This is a genomic window from Rhizobium sp. LEGMi-198b, from assembly GCF_054114205.1.
The window spans coordinates 1-17,163 of sequence record NZ_JBSYVH010000002.1 but is presented as its reverse complement, the minus strand read 5'-3'; the positions used below and the strand labels follow the sequence as shown (position 1 = coordinate 17,163).

The following is a 17,163-nucleotide window of genomic DNA, read 5'->3' as shown; positions in this document are numbered from 1 at the left end:
GTATCAGGCGGCGTCCGATTTGCGGTCGGCCACCGGCACCGGCGTCAGTTTCAAGCCAAGTGCTTTCACGACCTTTAGAATCGTCGCAAATTCCGGATTTCCATCGCCACTGAGCGCCCGATAGAGCGCTGAGCGGTTCATGCCGACATCCTTGGCAAGCTTGCTCATGTTGCGCGTTCGCGCCACGGCGCCGAGGGCCCTGGCGATGTGAGAGGGATCGTCGGTTTCGAAAGCGGCTGCAATATAGCCATCCATGGCGTCCATGCTGATGAGCTTTTCCTCATCCATCCCATATGCCTTTCCGTATAAGCCAGTCGCGGATGAGCGCAGCTTCGCTCTCATGCAAGCCATGTCCGCAGGCACACATGGGCAGTGACATCCGCGTGGCAGTTCTCAAATTGATTTTTTACGAGCACGGTGTCACCGGCTTCCCGGCACTGATCGTGTTCGCCTGCAATGATTCCCGTCCGACAATGTAATCCTGGCAGTTCTGGCATAATATCTGACTTCCAGCGCCGTCTTACGCCGCGCTATCAAAAACGCCGCGCGTCCGATCGGACACGCGGCGCTGTCATAGAGATTTTTCGCGATAGATTTATGTCGGACAGGAGTGAAGCGGCTGAACCGCTTCACTTTTTCGGAAAAGCGCTTACTCGGCAGCTTCGGCGTAGGCCTCGACCGGCGGGCAGGTGCAGATGAGATTCCGATCGCCGAAGACATTGTCCACACGGTTGACGGGCGACCAGTATTTGTCGACCCGGAAGGCACCCGGCGGGAAGCAGGCCTGTTCGCGGGAATAGGGCCGGTTCCAATCGCCGACGAGGTCTTCGACCGTGTGAGGCGCGTTTTTCAGCGGGTTGTCGGTCTTGTCCATCCGGCCTTCTTCGATGGCGCGGGCCTCCTCGCGGATCGCAAGCATCGCCTCGCAGAACCGGTCGAGTTCGGCCTTGGTCTCCGATTCGGTCGGTTCGATCATCAGCGTGCCGGCAACCGGCCAGCTCATGGTGGGCGCGTGGAAGCCGCAATCGATCAGGCGCTTGGCAACATCGTCGACGGTGACGCCGGCGCTGTCGACCAGCGGGCGTGTGTCGATGATGCATTCATGCGCCACGCGGCCAGTCTTCGACTTGTAGAGCACGTCGTAAGCGCCATTCAGCCGCGCTGCGATATAGTTGGCGTTGAGGATTGCGACCTTCGTCGCCTGCGTCAGCCCTTCGCCGCCCATCATCAGGCAGTAGCTCCAGGAGATCGGCAGGATCGAAGCAGAGCCGAAGGCTGCTGCGGAGACCGCACCGCTGCGGCCGTCCGTCTCCGGATGGCCGGGCAGGTGCGCCGCCAGATGCGCCTTGACGCCGATCGGCCCCATGCCGGGGCCGCCGCCGCCATGCGGAATGCAGAAGGTCTTGTGCAGGTTCAGGTGGCTGACGTCGGAGCCGATGTCGCCGGGACGAGAGAGGCCGACCATGGCGTTCATATTGGCGCCATCGAGATAGACTTGGCCGCCGTGCATATGCACGACATCACAAATCTCTTTCACCGTTTCTTCGAAGACGCCGTGCGTCGACGGATAGGTGATCATGCAGCAGGAGAGATTGGCCGCATATTGCTCCGCCTTGGCGCGGAAGTCCGCCATGTCGATATCGCCATCATCGCTGACCTTGACGACGACCACCTTCATGCCGGCCATCTGTGCGGAGGCCGGATTGGTGCCGTGCGCCGAGGTCGGGATCAGGCAGATGTCGCGATGACCCTGGCCATTGGCGATGTGATAGTTGCGGATGGTGAGCAGGCCGGCATATTCGCCCTGCGCGCCGGAATTCGGCTGCATGGAGAAGGCGTCATAGCCCGTCACAGCGCAAAGTTTTTCCGTCAGGTCATCGATCATTTCACGATAACCGAGCGCCTGATCGGCCGGGACGAAAGGATGAATATCCGAGAATTCAGGCCAGCTTATCGGCAACATCTCAGCCGTTGCATTAAGCTTCATCGTGCAGGAGCCGAGCGGGATCATCGAGCGATCGAGCGCCAGATCACGATCGGAGAGCCGGCGGATATAGCGGGTCATCTCGCTTTCGGCACGGTTCATGTGGAAGATCGGGTGCGTCAGATATTCGCTGGTGCGCAGCAGGTTCTTCGGCAATCGATAGCCGGATTCGAAGTCGGCGAGACGGAAATTGCCGCCGAAGGCACGCCAGACGGCTTCCAGCGTTGCCGGACGGCTTCGCTCGTCAAGGCTCATGCCGATCTTCGTTTCGCCCACCTTGCGCAGATTGACGCCTTCGGCGACAGCCGCGCGCAGGATCAGGCCCTGCATATGGCCGACCTCCACGGTGATCGTATCGAAGAAAGTCTCCGGTTCGATCTTGTAGCCGAGCCTTTCAAGGCCCTTTGCCATCAACACGGCCTTCTGATGCACCTGCTGGGCGATGGCCTTGATGCCCTGGGGGCCGTGGAAGACGGCATACATGGAAGCCATGACGGCGAGCAGCACCTGCGCGGTGCAGATGTTCGACGTCGCCTTTTCGCGGCGAATGTGCTGCTCACGAGTCTGGAGGGACAGGCGATAGGCCCGATTGCCGCGAGCGTCGACGGAAACGCCAACCAAGCGGCCGGGCATCGAACGCTTATAGGCATCCTTGACCGCCATGTAAGCCGCATGCGGACCACCATAGCCGACCGGCACGCCAAAGCGCTGCGATGAGCCGACGGCAATGTCCGCCCCCATTTCGCCGGGCGACTTCAGCAGCGTCAGCGCTAGCGGATCGGCGGCGACCACGGCAATGGCGCCGGTCTGATGCAGCCTTGCAATCAAGCCGGTGAAGTCGTTGATGTGACCATGCGTACCCGGATATTGGAAGATGGCGCCGAAGACATCGACCGGATCGAGATCGGTGAAGGGATTGCCGACGATGACTGTCCAGCCAAGCGGTTCGGCACGGGTCTTGATCAGCGCGATCGTCTGCGGATGGCAATTGGCGTCGACGAAGAAGGCCTTGGCTTTGGATTTCGCCACACGCTCAGCCATCGCCATGCCTTCGGCGGCAGCGGTTGCTTCATCGAGCAGCGAGGCGTTGGCAACATCGAGGCCCGTCAGATCGCAGATCATCGTCTGGTAGTTCAGCAGCGCCTCGAGGCGGCCCTGGCTGATTTCCGGCTGATAGGGCGTATAGGCCGTGTACCAGGCGGGATTTTCCAGGATATTGCGCTGGATGACCGGAGGCGTGATCGTGCCGTAATAGCCCTGGCCAATCAGCGAGACGAGAACCTTGTTCTTGTTAGCGGTTTCACGCAGTTTGTCGAGCGCCTCGCGTTCCGTCATCGGCGCAGCCCAGGTGAGCGGCGCCTTCTGGCGGATGGAGGGCGGCAGCGTCGCATCAATCAGCCCGTCGAGGCTGTCATAGCCGATCACCTTCAGCATATCAGCCATTTCAGACGGAGACGGACCGATATGGCGGCGATTGGCGAAATCGTAGGGCTGGTAGTCGGTGAATGTGAATTCCGTAGGCGTATTCATTACGCGATGAACTCCTTATATCCGGATTCATCAAGCAAACCATCGGCATCAGCAATATTCTTCAGCTTCAGCTTGAAGAACCAGCCAGCGCCCATCGGATCAGAATTGACGAGCGCCGGATCGGCGGTGATGGCTTCGTTGATCTCGGTGATTTCGCCGTCTAGCGGACAATAGACTTCGGACGCCGCCTTGACGGATTCGACCGTCGCCGCATCGTCTCCCTTGGAGAAGCTGGCGCCGACCTCGGGCAATTCCACGAAAACCAGATCGCCGAGCTGTTCGGCGGCATGCGCCGTGATCCCAACGGTCGCGACATCGCCTTCGATGTTGAGCCACTCATGTTCTTCGGTGAATTTCAGCATGGAAGATCCTCTCTGGAATATGACGTTTTCAGCGTTTGTAGGTGGGAGTGATGAAGGGCAGGGAAGAGACAGCGACGGGCAGGTACTTGCCACGAACCTCGGCAAAGACCTGTGTTCCCGGTGCGGCGAAACCAACTGGCACATAGCCCATGGCAACGGGGCCTTCGACGCTCGGCCCGAAGCCGCCGGAAGTGACTTCACCGATCTCGGTCTTACCCTCGGCGTCGGCATAAAGCCTGGCGTGGCCACGCACCGGCGCCTTGCCTTCCGGCTTCAGACCGACACGGCGGCGCGAGGCACCATTGTCGAATTCGGCAAGGATGCGGCCGGCACCGGGAAAGCCGCCGGCGCGGGCACCGCCGGTCTTGCGGGCTTTCTGGACGGCCCATTCGAGCGCGGCTTCCACCGGCGTCGTCGTCTGATCGATATCGTTGCCATAGAGGCAGAGCCCGGCTTCGAGACGCAGGGAATCGCGGGCGCCGAGGCCGATCGGCTGGACATCGGGATGTTCGAGTAGCCGCTGGGCAATATCCTCAGCCTTGTCGGCCGGTACGGAAATCTCAAAGCCGTCTTCGCCGCTGTAACCGGAGCGGGAGACGAGACAGGAAACGTCATGCAGGCGGCAATGGCGGACATCCATGAATTTCATATGGGCGAGATCCGCCCAGAGTTCGGCAAGCACTGAAACGGCACGCGGCCCCTGCAGCGCGATCAAGGCGCGATCAAGTAAAGTGACTTCGCAGCTATCGCCGATATGATCTTGAAGATGCTTTAGATCTGCATCCTTACAGGCGGCGTTGACGACAACGAAGAGGTAGTCGTCCATGTGGGTGATCATCAGATCGTCAAGGATGCCACCGTTGTCATCGGTGAAGAAACCGTAGCGTTGACGGCCTTCGGCGAGCCCGAGAATATCGACCGGCACTAGGCTTTCCAATGCAAGCGCCGCATCCTCATATCTTCCGGAACGGGCTCGGATCGTGACCTGACCCATGTGGGAGACGTCGAACACGCCGGCCGATGCGCGGGTCCAGAGATGTTCCTTGAGCACGCCCGCGGGATATTGCACGGGCATGTCATAGCCGGCGAAGGGAACCATACGGGCACCGAGCGACAGATGCAGGGCATGAAGGGGTGTCTTCTTGAGGGCAGCGGTCTCGTCCAAATGACGCCTCCGGGTTTTGCGCTTGGCTAAAAGCGCAGAGCTCAAAATTCAGGCGCGGCTGCGCCTTCGATGAGCCCCCTCTGTCTGTGTGCCTGAGATTGTTATCCCTTCGGCGAGCGCTTGCGCGCTACTCTCCAGAGTTCCGTCTGCCCCATGTTGGTCCTTTGGCCTGAGAGTTTCCGGGGCGGTTGCTCCTTCGGCACCGGCTTGCGCCGGATTCTCCCAACAGGGTTGGGTGCCATTATCTGGTAGTCGCCATAGATGGCAAGGGGCAAATGTCGCTCTGAAACAAATTTTTGTCGTGGCGACTTGATGAGCGGAGGCCGGTACGCGCGACCGATGGATGCAGGGGACTTTGCAATCGCGCTTCGAGAAGCTATCCCATGGTGCCAATATAGGAGCCGGGCAGGAGAGAATGATGAACCGCAAATTCGCCGCCGCATTGCTGATTTCGGCGACCACACTTTCATTCTCGGCTGTCGCCGTCATAGCGCAGCAGAGCGACGACATGAGCAAAATGCCCGGGATGCATATGGATGCCGGCAAAGCGCCGGCGGGTTCGGCTGCAACCAAGCTCGGCGATCTCGACATCAGCGGCGGCTATGTTCGCGCCATGCTGCCAGGGCAGCCGGTCGGCGGCGGCTATCTCACGATCCACAATGGCGGCAGCAGCGACGACAAGCTGACGTCCGTGACCTCATCGGCCGCCGGCAAGGTGGAGCTGCACGAGATGAAGATGCAGGGCGAGGTCATGCAGATGCGGGAGCTCAAAGAGGGCGTCGCCATCCCCGCTGGCGCGACCGTAACGCTTTCGCCCAACAGCCTGCACATGATGTTCAAGCAGGTGAAGACGCCGTTCAAGCAGGGCGGCACGGTGCCGGTGATGCTGATGTTCGATAAGGCGGGAATGGTCGATATCAACCTTCCTGTCGTGGCGCCGAACGCAAAATGAGGTTTACCGGGCACCATTGTCACAAAATTCCCGTCGGGCAGACAATTCAGGTTTCCACTTTTCGTCGAAATGCTCTAAAGCCACCTCAAAAGGCCGGATGACCCGGCCCTGGGGCAAGGCCGCCCCAGTCCTTTGATTTGGCATGATCTTGTCCGAAACCATTTCGCGCTTTTCGGGGTCATGTCGCGGTTCTTGAAAGAAGACGAATGGCCGGGATTGAGCATATAAAGGTCGAGCCCGACGAGGCCGGCATGCGCCTCGACCGCTGGTTCAAGGTGCATTTTCCAGGGCTGGGCTTTGGGCAATTACAGAAGCTGATGCGCTCCGGCCAGGTCCGTGTCGACGGCGGGCGCGTGAAGACAGATGCGCGTGTGCAGCCGGGACAGATGGTGCGCGTGCCGCCGCTGGATGTCGACGCCAAGGGGCCGAAAAGCGGACCGATCGCAGGCAAGGAGCTGAAGCATTCCGGCGACGCCGAGCTGCTGGCGCGCATGCTGCTGCATGAGGACGACAAGGTCTACGTGCTGAACAAGCCGGCCGGCCTCGCCGTGCAGGGCGGCTCCGGCGTCAGCCGCCATATCGACAAGATGCTGGAGGCATGGACCAGCCAGAAGGGTGAAAAGCCGCGCCTAGTGCATCGCCTCGACCGCGATACCTCCGGCGTTCTCGTCGTCGCCCGCACCCGCGGTGCCGCACAGAAGCTGACGGCCGCCTTCCGCGAGCGCGACACCAAGAAGACGTATTGGTCGCTGGTGAAGGGCGTGCCCCGCAAGCACGAGGACAAGATCTCGACCTGGCTGGTGAAGGAAGCCACCGCCGATGGCGACCGGATGCGCATCGCCAAACACGGCGAGGAGGGTGCCGATCACGCTGTCTCCTATTACCGTGTTGTCGAAACCGCCGCCCAGCGTCTCGCCTGGCTGGAAATGGAGCCTTATACCGGCCGCACGCACCAGCTCCGCGTCCATGCGCTGCATATCGGCCATCCGATCATCGGCGATCCCAAATATTTCGAGGACGACCCGAATTGGGACTTTCCCGGCGGCGTTCAGAAGCGGCTGCACCTGCATGCCCGCCATATCGATATCCCGCATCCGAGCGGCGGGCGCCTGCGCATCACCGCGCCGCTGCCGCCGCATATGGTGCAAACCTGGAACCTCCTCGGCTTTGACGAGGCATCGGCCGGGGAGCCGGACGACGAATGAAGCTGGTGCTTTTCGATTGCGACGGGACGCTGGTCGACAGCGCCCGGCTGATCCACGAGGTCATGGCGCGCACCTTCGTCGATTTCGGCTACAAGCGTCCCGATGTCGCCTCCACCAAGTCGATCATCGGTCTGACATTGGATATCGCTATTACGCGCATGCAGGGCAAACCGCATGTCGATGACGAGGCGATCGCGATGACGGCGCACTACAAATCGATCTTCCCCGACGTGCGCGACGAGGGCGATATGCAGACGCCGCTTTTCGACGGGATCAAACCGTTGATTGAGACGCTCGCCGCCCGCGATGAATTGCTGATCGGCGCGGTGACCGGCAAGTCCCGCCGCGGCTTGGAGCATATTCTTGAAGCGAACGGCTTTACGCCCTATTTCGCCGTTTCGCGCACCGCTGATGATTGCCCTTCCAAGCCGCATCCCGCGATGGTGACAGAATGCTGCGGCGAGACCGGCATGGATCCGCATGATACAATCGTTATCGGCGATGCCGTCTACGACATGCAGATGGCGAAAGCGGCCGGTGCGACCGCGATCGGTGTTGCCTGGGGCTATGCTTCGGTGGAAGAACTGCTGGCGGCAGGTGCCGACACGATTGCCCATCACCCGAACGACTTGTTGAGCCATATTCTCTGAGGTGACGCCATGCGCGACCTGTTGAACGATCTTTCCGAAGACCTGAGCCATCCCGATCCCATTCGCCGGGCTCAGATTCAGATGAAGAAGCCGCTGCCGAAGCGCTTCTATAAGGATGTAAGCGTCCGCGCGAGCGAAGGCGGCCACGTGATCGAGCTCGACGGCAAGGTGGTGAAGACGCCTGCGCGCCAATCGCTCGCCGTCCCGACCGAGGCGCTCGCAAAGCTGGTTGCTGCCGAATGGACGCGGCAGGTCGAGGTCATCGATCCTGCGACCATGCCGGTGACACGGCTGGTCAACACGGCGCTCGACGGTGTGGCGATCGATAGCCAGGCGGTATTCGAGGACATCCTGCGCTTTTCCTCCACCGATATGCTTTGCTATCGCGCCGATGGACCGGAGCGCCTGGTGGAGCGGCAATCGGAGCAGTGGAACCCGCTGATCGACTGGGCCGCAAACGAACTCGGTGCTCGTTTCATCCTGGCCGAAGGCGTCATGCATCAGGAGCAGCCGCGCGAGGCGATCGCCGCCTTTGCCGTGACGTTGCGCAAATACGACACGCCGCTGGAACTCGCCAGCCTACATACGATCACGACGCTGACGGGTTCGACGATCTTGGCGCTTGCTTTCGCCGAAGGCCGACTGCCGCTCGATGAAGTCTGGGCGCTCGCCCATCTCGATGAGGATTGGACGATCGAACATTGGGGCCGTGACGAAGAGGCCGAGCAGCGCCGCGCTCAGCGCTTCGAAGAGTTTCAGGCAGCCACGGATGTTTTTTCCGCGCTTCGCAGTTGAATATTGTTGATTTGCAGTCCGTTATATCGAAATCTGCATCTCAAGGGTTGGGAATTCGGGACGCGAATCATGTTGTTGTGGAGGTCGGGTGCGGTATCGGCACTCGTGGGATGTTTGGCGCTGGCTGCTTGCACGAGCTGGCCGGGCACGGCGCCGCCTGCACCTCCAGCCTATGACGTGCGCAGCGCCACCGTCGTTGCCGATCAAGCCGTGCCGCCTGTCTCGCCTGTACTGCTTTCGGCGATCAACGAACGCGTTAATGCCGCCATCGCCGTGACCACCCGCGATACAGTGCTGCCGAAGGTGGCACTCACCATCCGCCTGACGGATGTTCGCAAGGCCGGAAGCTTCAACCACGATCGCAATACTGCAAAGATCAATATCGACGTCGATTCGGTCGATACCGGTGCGGTGCTTGCCATCGCCTCGTTCGATACGGCGAATTTCACACCGGACCCGAACGCGGCCGACAATCTGATGGCTGAAGATATCGCCGCCCGCATCCGTTCCATCTTCGTGCTGAAGGCGCCGCCGCTGGTGAACTGAGCCTTCGGCTTCAAACTGCTGCTGCGCCATGCTAAGCCGGGTAAGCGGAAAAGAGGGCCATCATGAAAGAGATCCTGCAGGAACTGGAACGTCGCCGGGAGATCGCGAGGCTCGGAGGCGGGCAGGCGCGTATTGATGCGCAGCATGGGCGCGGCAAGCTAACCGCGCGCGAGCGCATCGAAATCTTCCTCGATGAAGGCTCCTTCGAGGAATTCGACATGTTCGTCGAACACCGCTCGATCGATTTCGGCATGGACAAGACCAAGATCGCCGGCGACGGCGTGGTCACTGGCTGGGGCACGGTCAACGGCCGCACGGTCTTTCTTTTTGCCAAGGATTTCACGGTCTTCGGCGGCTCGCTTTCAGACGCGCATGCAGAGAAGATCATGAAGGTTCAGGATATGGCGCTGAAAAACCGCGCCCCCATCATCGGCATCTATGATGCCGGCGGGGCGCGCATCCAGGAAGGCGTGGCGGCGCTTGGCGGCTATGCCGAGGTATTCCAGCGCAACGTGCTCTCGGTGCGACCGCGATCGGTGTTGCCTGGGGCTATGCTTCGGTGGAAGAACTGCTGGCGGCAGGTGCCGACACGATTGCCCATCACCCGAACGACTTGTTGAGCCATATTCTCTGAGGTGACGCCATGCGCGACCTGTTGAACGATCTTTCCGAAGACCTGAGCCATCCCGATCCCATTCGCCGGGCTCAGATTCAGATGAAGAAGCCGCTGCCGAAGCGCTTCTATAAGGATGTAAGCGTCCGCGCGAGCGAAGGCGGCCACGTGATCGAGCTCGACGGCAAGGTGGTGAAGACGCCTGCGCGCCAATCGCTCGCCGTCCCGACCGAGGCGCTCGCAAAGCTGGTTGCTGCCGAATGGACGCGGCAGGTCGAGGTCATCGATCCTGCGACCATGCCGGTGACACGGCTGGTCAACACGGCGCTCGACGGTGTGGCGATCGATAGCCAGGCGGTATTCGAGGACATCCTGCGCTTTTCCTCCACCGATATGCTTTGCTATCGCGCCGATGGACCGGAGCGCCTGGTGGAGCGGCAATCGGAGCAGTGGAACCCGCTGATCGACTGGGCCGCAAACGAACTCGGTGCTCGTTTCATCCTGGCCGAAGGCGTCATGCATCAGGAGCAGCCGCGCGAGGCGATCGCCGCCTTTGCCGTGACGTTGCGCAAATACGACACGCCGCTGGAACTCGCCAGCCTACATACGATCACGACGCTGACGGGTTCGACGATCTTGGCGCTTGCTTTCGCCGAAGGCCGACTGCCGCTCGATGAAGTCTGGGCGCTCGCCCATCTCGATGAGGATTGGACGATCGAACATTGGGGCCGTGACGAAGAGGCCGAGCAGCGCCGCGCTCAGCGCTTCGAAGAGTTTCAGGCAGCCACGGATGTTTTTTCCGCGCTTCGCAGTTGAATATTGTTGATTTGCAGTCCGTTATATCGAAATCTGCATCTCAAGGGTTGGGAATTCGGGACGCGAATCATGTTGTTGTGGAGGTCGGGTGCGGTATCGGCACTCGTGGGATGTTTGGCGCTGGCTGCTTGCACGAGCTGGCCGGGCACGGCGCCGCCTGCACCTCCAGCCTATGACGTGCGCAGCGCCACCGTCGTTGCCGATCAAGCCGTGCCGCCTGTCTCGCCTGTACTGCTTTCGGCGATCAACGAACGCGTTAATGCCGCCATCGCCGTGACCACCCGCGATACAGTGCTGCCGAAGGTGGCACTCACCATCCGCCTGACGGATGTTCGCAAGGCCGGAAGCTTCAACCACGATCGCAATACTGCAAAGATCAATATCGACGTCGATTCGGTCGATACCGGTGCGGTGCTTGCCATCGCCTCGTTCGATACGGCGAATTTCACACCGGACCCGAACGCGGCCGACAATCTGATGGCTGAAGATATCGCCGCCCGCATCCGTTCCATCTTCGTGCTGAAGGCGCCGCCGCTGGTGAACTGAGCCTTCGGCTTCAAACTGCTGCTGCGCCATGCTAAGCCGGGTAAGCGGAAAAGAGGGCCATCATGAAAGAGATCCTGCAGGAACTGGAACGTCGCCGGGAGATCGCGAGGCTCGGAGGCGGGCAGGCGCGTATTGATGCGCAGCATGGGCGCGGCAAGCTAACCGCGCGCGAGCGCATCGAAATCTTCCTCGATGAAGGCTCCTTCGAGGAATTCGACATGTTCGTCGAACACCGCTCGATCGATTTCGGCATGGACAAGACCAAGATCGCCGGCGACGGCGTGGTCACTGGCTGGGGCACGGTCAACGGCCGCACGGTCTTTCTTTTTGCCAAGGATTTCACGGTCTTCGGCGGCTCGCTTTCAGACGCGCATGCAGAGAAGATCATGAAGGTTCAGGATATGGCGCTGAAAAACCGCGCCCCCATCATCGGCATCTATGATGCCGGCGGGGCGCGCATCCAGGAAGGCGTGGCGGCGCTTGGCGGCTATGCCGAGGTATTCCAGCGCAACGTGCTCTCTTCCGGCGTCATTCCGCAGATCTCGATCATCATGGGCCCCTGTGCAGGCGGTGACGTTTATTCGCCGGCTATGACCGATTTCATCTTCATGGTGCGCGACACGTCCTACATGTTCGTCACCGGCCCGGACGTGGTGAAGACTGTCACCAACGAAACGGTGACGGCGGAGCAGCTTGGCGGTGCCTCGGTGCATACGACGAAATCCTCGATCGCCGATGCCGCCTACGACAACGACATCGATACGCTGCTGCAGGTGCGCCGGCTCATCGATTTCCTGCCTCAGTCGAATACCGCTGATCTCCCGGAGATCGAGTGTTATCAATCGGTCACCGATCCCGATGCTTCGCTCGACACGCTGATCCCGGCCAATGCCAACAAGCCCTACGACATCAAGGAACTGATCCTGAAGGTGGCGGACGAGGGCGATTTCTTTGAGATCCAGGCAAGCTTTGCCAAGAACATCGTCTGCGGCTTCGGCCGCATCGAAGGCGCGACAGTCGGATTCGTCGCCAATCAGCCGATGGTGCTGGCGGGCGTGCTCGACAGCGACGCCTCGCGCAAGGCGGCACGTTTCGTGCGCTTCTGCGATTGCTTCAACATCCCGATCGTCACCTTTGTCGACGTACCGGGCTTTCTGCCGGGAACCGCGCAGGAATATGGCGGGTTGATCAAGCATGGCGCCAAGCTGCTCTTTGCCTATGCGGAAGCGACCGTGCCGAAACTCACTGTCATCACTCGCAAGGCCTTCGGCGGCGCCTACGACGTCATGGCGTCGAAACATCTGCGCGGTGACCTGAACTATGCCTGGCCGACCGCGCAGATCGCCGTTATGGGTGCCAAGGGCGCGGTCGAGATCATTTTCCGCAAGGACATCGCCCATCCTGAGAAGATTGCGGCGCATACGAAGATGTATGAGGATCGCTTCCTGTCTCCTTTCGTCGCGGCCGAGCGCGGTTATATTGACGAAGTGATCATGCCGCACTCTACCCGGCGGCGGCTGGCACAGGGGCTCAGGATGCTGCGCAATAAGGATCTGACCAATCCCTGGAAAAAGCACGACAATATTCCGCTTTGAGCATGTGACAACAAGTCACGGATTCTACACGGAAAATTGATTGGGTGTCAGAAGCCGTGTCTTCACCTTCGCGTGCACACAAACTAATGGTGGCTTCAGAAACCAAAACTGGAGTACAAAATGGCACTTTCCGATCGACTGAATCAATATCAGCCTTACGCCCTGGCGGCGCTGCGCATCATGACCGGTCTACTGTTTATGGAGCACGGCACGCAGAAGCTTTTGGCTTTTCCGGCCGGCGGTCATTTCGATGGTCCGCTGCCGACCCTGATCTTGATCCAGGGCATTCTGGAAGCTGTCGGCGGCCTGGCGATTGTTCTCGGCCTGTTTACGCGGATTGTTGCTTTCATCCTTAGCGGCAACATGGCGGTCGCCTATTTCATGGCGCACATGCCGAGGAATTTTTTCCCGGTCAACAATGAAGGCGATGCGGCCATCCTGTACTGCTTTGTCTTCCTGCTGTTGGTTTTCGCAGGCCCAGGCCTCCTGGCCATCGACGGTCGCAGGAAATAATATGCAATCGCCGGGCTTGGATCGATATCCGAGCCCGGCGAATAATTTCGCCGTTCGCGTGTTGACTCCGATATCAGCGGAAAGCGACCATATCCCCTAGAGATACTGGCCGCCTTCTCAGTTAAAACGGAGATTTTCATGCCGGCTTTCGAGCGCCTGTCGCAGTATCAGCCCGCCGCCCTCGCGGTTCTCAGAATTGTGACCGCGCTGTTGTTCCTAGAGCATGGCACGCAAAAGCTCTTCAATTTTCCCGCCGCGCCCTTTGAAATCTCGACACTGTTTTTCGTCGCCGGGGTGATTGAGCTTGTCGGCAGCATTCTGATCCTGCTCGGGCTCTTCACCCGGCCTGTTGCCTTCATCCTCAGCGGTGAAATGGCCTTCGCCTATTTCCTAGTGCATGCGCAGATGGGCTTCTTTCCAGCCAACAACGAGGGCGACGGCCCGATCTTGTTCTGCTTCATCTTCCTGTTCCTGGTGTTTGCAGGCCCCGGCCTCTGGGCACTGGACAATCGCCAGCGTTAGAGCGGTTCAGCGTTTCACGGAATCGCTTTCCCGCTCTATCTCTTGGTTTTTACGCATTCCGGGCGGAAAACCGCCTCGCACTTTTCCTGGGGTGCTCTAGTGACGCAAATGAGGTTCAGGCGACGAGCTTGAGCCCGGCAATGCCCGCGACGATCAGGCCGATGCAGAACAGGCGAACGACGGTCGCGGGATCACCCAGCAGCCAGATGCCAAGCAGGACGGTACCGACCGTGCCGATGCCGGTCCAGACCGCGTAGGCCGTGCCCATCGGCAAGGTCTTCACCGCAAGGCCGAGCAAGACGACGCTGACCACCATCGAAATGACGGTGAGACCGGTCGGGATCGGCCGTGTGAAGCCTTCGGTATATTTCAGGCCAACGGCCCAACCGATTTCGAACAAGCCTGCGAGGAAAAGCAGGAACCAAGCCATGTTACGCTCCTTTTTAAGAGCGAGGCCGTCCCCGCGGTGCTTGCGGTCGGCAATCTATGCCAGCCGCCGCAGTCGTCTGCGCGGGGAAATATATGCCTCAGCTAAATTGGCTTTTCAAGCTGGGGACTGCATGGCTGCTATGCCACCCGTTTCATGCCAGCCGCTCGGCATGCCACTTCAGGTGATCGTCCATGAAGGTCGAGATGAAATAGTAGGAGTGATCGTAGCGCTCGTGCATGCGCAGCGTCAGGCCGATATCGGTGCCCTTGATCGCCTCTTCGAACAACCAGGGCCGCAGGCCGGTTTCGAGGAAACCATCGGCTTTGCCCTGGTCGATCAGAAACTCCGGGAAGCGGGCGCCATCCTCGATGAGTGCGCAGGCGTCGTATTGCCGCCAGGCCGCCTTGTCGGCGCCAAGATATTTCTCGAAAGCCGGCGCTGACCAATCGGCCGTCGAGGGCTGCACGATCGGCGCAAAGGCAGAGCAGCTCTTGAAGCGGTCCGGATTCTTCAGCGCAATCGTCATTGCGCCATGGCCGCCCATGGAATGGCCGAAAATGCCTTGCCGGCTCATATCCACGCGGAACTGCCGGCTGACGAGGGCGGGCAATTCCTCCGTGACGTAGGTGTACATCCGATAGTTCTCGGCCCAGGGCTCTTCGGTGGCGTCGAGATAGAAGCCGGCGCCTTTGCCCATCTGCCAGTTGGTCAATTCATCGGGGACGTCATTGCCGCGCGGGCTGGTGTCCGGGCAGACCACGATCAGGCCGAGTTCGGCTGCCATGCGACGATATTCGCCTTTTTCCATCACATTGGCATGGGTGCAGGTCAGGCCGGAGAGATACCAGAGGACCGGGCAGGGCTCCTTGATCGCCTGCGGCGGCACGAAGACCGCGAAGGTCATCTCGCATTGGCAGGCCTCGGACTCATGTGAAAAAACACCCTGCATGCCGCCGAAAGCGGTGTTCTGGGAAATGATGTTCAAGGCTGACCTCCAGACGAATTGTGAGCTTTGGCACGCCGGCAAAGGCGATCGAAGGTTTCAAGAAAGGCGGAGCGGTCGCGTGGCGAAAAAGCGGCGTTGTAGCCTTTGCTCTCGCCGGTCTCACGCAGGTGCGCGCCGAGATCGCGCATCGCGGTGACCATGCCGATATTGGTGTTGTCGAAAACACGGCCGGTCGGTCCGGTCACCAGCGCGCCGGAGACGACGCAGCGCCCGGCCAGGGGCACATCGGCCGTCACGACGATGTCGCCAGGCCCCGCATGTTCGGCGATCCAGTTGTCGGCGGCGTCGAAAGCATTGGAGACGATGACGTTCTTCACCATCGGATCGCGCGAGGGGCGGAGGCCGGAATTGGCGACCAGTGTCACCTCGATGCCGTGGCGCTCGGCCACTTTCAAAATTTCCGGCTTGACCGGACAGGCATCGGCATCGACATAGATCATAGGAACAGAACGTGCTTCATTGGAGAGCGCTGCGCGTCCGGCCGAACGCGCAGTCGCGGTTTAGCGAAGTCCGCCGTCATGGGCCAGACCTATTCCCTCAATGTGCCTGCCTTTTTCGCGACCCAGGTGGCGAGAACATCCATCAGCGTCGGGTTCAGGCAATCGTAGGGCTCAAGGCGCAGCTCCTTCAGCCGGCTGCGAACGGATGCCATGGCAGATGGCGGCGTTCCCGACTCGATGATCGACGACACGAAGGCGGCGAAGGTGGGTTCAGGCCAACCGCTTTCCTGAAACCGCTCCGGATGAATGAAATCCAGGCCCTTGAAGGCATGGTCGCGCTCCACCGGCCCATACATGTGAACGCCGCAAGCCTTGCAGGCGTGCCGCTGGATCAAGGCGTCGGGATCCACGACCGCGAGCTTGTCGCCGTTTTCCAGGACCTTGACATTCTCATGCGCGGTGACGGCTACGATCGAAAAGGCAGCACCATTCGGCTTCCAGCATTTCGTGCAGCCACAGGCGTGGTTATGAGCAATCGCGCCGGTGATGGCGACTTTGACGGGGCGATCGGTGCAGGCGCAGACGAGCGTCCCACCACTGAAATTCGCCTGTCCCGCCTTCACTCCGCCGTCGAGCGCCGGGTGTATCGATACTTGACTTGGCATGTTCAGCTTCCTCCTCCTTGTTTGCCCGCGGCCGCCAAACCAGGATCGGTTTGCGAAAAGGCCGCGTGCCATTCAAAGTCGTGCAGCAATCTCCCGTGCCGTCTCGATTTGCGCTCAGCGGAGTTCTTGGGCAAGTCCGATGAGAATCCCTTCAGGCCCACGGATGTAGCAGAGCCGATACGCGTCTTTATACTGGACGACTTCGCCTACGAGCTGCGCGCCGCGCGTGCGGAGCCTTTCAAGCGTCTCGTCGATGTCGTCCACGGTGAACATGACGCGGAGGTAGCCCAGAGCGTTGACCGGGGCGTTCCGGTGATCTGCGACGACCGGCGGCCTGAGGAAGCGGGAGAGCTCAAGCCGGCTGTGGCCATCCGGCGTGCGCATCATGGCAATCTCGACATGCTGAGCGCCCAGTCCGGTGACACGTCCGGCCCATTCTCCTTCGATCGTGGCCCGCCCTTCGAGTTCGAGGCCGAGTTCGCGAAAGAAATCAATCGCCTCTCCGAAGTCTTCGACGACGATTCCGACATTGTCCATCCGCTTGAGCGCCATGTTCCAATCTCCAGGGTATCGCCTAGTCTAACAACGGACGCTTGATGTGCCTCGGCTGCCATCCGGGGCCAATTTGCTGTCCACATCAGAATCCTGAATCATGGATCGCTGCAAACCGCCCCCGTTTTCAAACGGTCTCTTAATAGACCACGACGCCGCGGATGCTTTCGCCCTTGTGCATCATGTCGAAGCCCTTGTTGATGTCCTCGAGCGGCATGGTGTGGGTGATCATCGGGTCGATCTGGATCTTGCCCTGCATGTACCAGTCGACGATCT

At 60.3% G+C, this 17,163-nt stretch carries 19 protein-coding genes, 3 pseudogenes and 1 riboswitch; of the genes and pseudogenes, 12 read left to right on the top strand and 10 right to left on the bottom strand.

The window, feature by feature from the left end:
* Positions 1 to 3: 3 nt before the first annotated feature.
* From ACXHXG_RS06800 to gcvT, 4 genes are all read right to left on the bottom strand, one after another.
* Complete coding sequence (locus ACXHXG_RS06800) at positions 4 to 288, bottom strand: addiction module antidote protein (protein WP_283050517.1); 285 nt, start codon at positions 286 to 288, stop codon at positions 4 to 6.
* Between the two features lie 361 nt (positions 289 to 649).
* Positions 650 to 3,514 (bottom strand): aminomethyl-transferring glycine dehydrogenase, encoded by a 2,865-nt coding sequence (gene gcvP, locus ACXHXG_RS06795; RefSeq protein ID WP_457898844.1) that lies wholly within the window; start codon positions 3,512 to 3,514, stop codon positions 650 to 652.
* Complete coding sequence (gene gcvH / locus ACXHXG_RS06790; RefSeq protein ID WP_104823192.1) at positions 3,514 to 3,876, bottom strand: glycine cleavage system protein GcvH; 363 nt, start codon at positions 3,874 to 3,876, stop codon at positions 3,514 to 3,516. The genes gcvP and gcvH overlap by 1 nt, the downstream gene beginning before the upstream one ends.
* A gap of 28 nt (positions 3,877 to 3,904) precedes the next feature.
* Entirely contained in the window at positions 3,905 to 5,041 is a 1,137-nt protein-coding gene (gene gcvT / locus ACXHXG_RS06785; protein WP_457898843.1) for a glycine cleavage system aminomethyltransferase GcvT, read from the bottom strand.
* Between the two features lie 147 nt (positions 5,042 to 5,188).
* Positions 5,189 to 5,276, bottom strand: a riboswitch (glycine riboswitch).
* Positions 5,277 to 5,459: 183 nt separating this feature from the next.
* On the opposite strand from gcvT, the gene ACXHXG_RS06780 reads away from it, so the two are divergent.
* The 12 genes and pseudogenes from ACXHXG_RS06780 (at position 5,460) to ACXHXG_RS06725 (ending at position 13,794) form a co-directional block, all read left to right on the top strand.
* Positions 5,460 to 5,993: a copper chaperone PCu(A)C gene (locus tag ACXHXG_RS06780; protein WP_457898842.1), complete on the top strand. Its 534-nt coding sequence runs from the start codon at positions 5,460 to 5,462 to the stop codon at positions 5,991 to 5,993.
* Positions 5,994 to 6,199: 206 nt separating this feature from the next.
* The gene (locus ACXHXG_RS06775) at positions 6,200 to 7,198 is read left to right on the top strand and encodes an RluA family pseudouridine synthase (protein WP_104823189.1); all 999 of its coding nucleotides are present in this window, start codon (positions 6,200 to 6,202) and stop codon (positions 7,196 to 7,198) included.
* Positions 7,195 to 7,848, top strand: a complete 654-nt coding sequence (locus ACXHXG_RS06770; RefSeq protein WP_457898841.1) for an HAD-IA family hydrolase — start codon at positions 7,195 to 7,197, stop codon at positions 7,846 to 7,848. The genes ACXHXG_RS06775 and ACXHXG_RS06770 overlap by 4 nt, the downstream gene beginning before the upstream one ends.
* Positions 7,849 to 7,857: 9 nt before the next feature.
* Complete coding sequence (locus tag ACXHXG_RS06765; RefSeq protein ID WP_457898840.1) at positions 7,858 to 8,643, top strand: ATP12 family chaperone protein; 786 nt, start codon at positions 7,858 to 7,860, stop codon at positions 8,641 to 8,643.
* 69 nt (positions 8,644 to 8,712) lie between these two features.
* Positions 8,713 to 9,189, top strand: a complete 477-nt coding sequence (locus tag ACXHXG_RS06760) for a hypothetical protein (protein WP_104823186.1) — start codon at positions 8,713 to 8,715, stop codon at positions 9,187 to 9,189.
* Between the two features lie 62 nt (positions 9,190 to 9,251).
* Positions 9,252 to 9,710: pseudogene (locus ACXHXG_RS06755) on the top strand (carboxyl transferase domain-containing protein); the annotation flags it as partial.
* Positions 9,701 to 9,823, top strand: a pseudogene (locus tag ACXHXG_RS06750) (HAD family hydrolase); the annotation flags it as partial. The pseudogenes ACXHXG_RS06755 and ACXHXG_RS06750, both read left to right, overlap by 10 nt.
* A gap of 9 nt (positions 9,824 to 9,832) precedes the next feature.
* Entirely contained in the window at positions 9,833 to 10,618 is a 786-nt protein-coding gene (locus ACXHXG_RS06745) for an ATP12 family chaperone protein (RefSeq protein ID WP_457898840.1), read from the top strand.
* A gap of 69 nt (positions 10,619 to 10,687) precedes the next feature.
* A complete protein-coding gene (locus ACXHXG_RS06740) occupies positions 10,688 to 11,164 on the top strand; it encodes a hypothetical protein (RefSeq protein WP_104823186.1) in 477 nt (158 codons plus the stop codon).
* A 62-nt stretch (positions 11,165 to 11,226) separates the two neighbouring features.
* Positions 11,227 to 12,759: an acyl-CoA carboxylase subunit beta gene (locus ACXHXG_RS06735; RefSeq protein ID WP_457898839.1), complete on the top strand. Its 1,533-nt coding sequence runs from the start codon at positions 11,227 to 11,229 to the stop codon at positions 12,757 to 12,759.
* A 120-nt stretch (positions 12,760 to 12,879) separates the two neighbouring features.
* Positions 12,880 to 13,272 (top strand): DoxX family protein, encoded by a 393-nt coding sequence (locus ACXHXG_RS06730; RefSeq protein ID WP_104823184.1) that lies wholly within the window; start codon positions 12,880 to 12,882, stop codon positions 13,270 to 13,272.
* Between the two features lie 138 nt (positions 13,273 to 13,410).
* Positions 13,411 to 13,794 (top strand): DoxX family protein, encoded by a 384-nt coding sequence (locus ACXHXG_RS06725; RefSeq protein WP_104823183.1) that lies wholly within the window; start codon positions 13,411 to 13,413, stop codon positions 13,792 to 13,794.
* Positions 13,795 to 13,909: 115 nt separating this feature from the next.
* Here the strand turns inward: ACXHXG_RS06725 and sugE are convergent, their stop codons facing one another.
* From sugE to ACXHXG_RS06695, 6 genes and pseudogenes are all read right to left on the bottom strand, one after another.
* Positions 13,910 to 14,224: a quaternary ammonium compound efflux SMR transporter SugE gene (gene sugE / locus ACXHXG_RS06720; RefSeq protein WP_457898838.1), complete on the bottom strand. Its 315-nt coding sequence runs from the start codon at positions 14,222 to 14,224 to the stop codon at positions 13,910 to 13,912.
* 151 nt (positions 14,225 to 14,375) lie between these two features.
* Entirely contained in the window at positions 14,376 to 15,209 is an 834-nt protein-coding gene (gene fghA, locus ACXHXG_RS06715) for an S-formylglutathione hydrolase (RefSeq protein WP_457898837.1), read from the bottom strand.
* Positions 15,206 to 15,670, bottom strand: a complete 465-nt coding sequence (locus ACXHXG_RS06710; protein ID WP_104823180.1) for a YaiI/YqxD family protein — start codon at positions 15,668 to 15,670, stop codon at positions 15,206 to 15,208. The genes fghA and ACXHXG_RS06710 overlap by 4 nt, the downstream gene beginning before the upstream one ends.
* Positions 15,671 to 15,759: 89 nt before the next feature.
* Positions 15,760 to 16,335, bottom strand: coding sequence for an S-(hydroxymethyl)glutathione synthase (gene gfa, locus ACXHXG_RS06705; protein ID WP_457898836.1), 576 nt, complete (start codon positions 16,333 to 16,335; stop codon positions 15,760 to 15,762).
* Between the two features lie 114 nt (positions 16,336 to 16,449).
* A complete protein-coding gene (locus ACXHXG_RS06700; RefSeq protein WP_457898835.1) occupies positions 16,450 to 16,887 on the bottom strand; it encodes a VOC family protein in 438 nt (145 codons plus the stop codon).
* A gap of 139 nt (positions 16,888 to 17,026) precedes the next feature.
* A pseudogene (locus tag ACXHXG_RS06695) lies at positions 17,027 to 17,163 on the bottom strand (S-(hydroxymethyl)glutathione dehydrogenase); the annotation flags it as partial.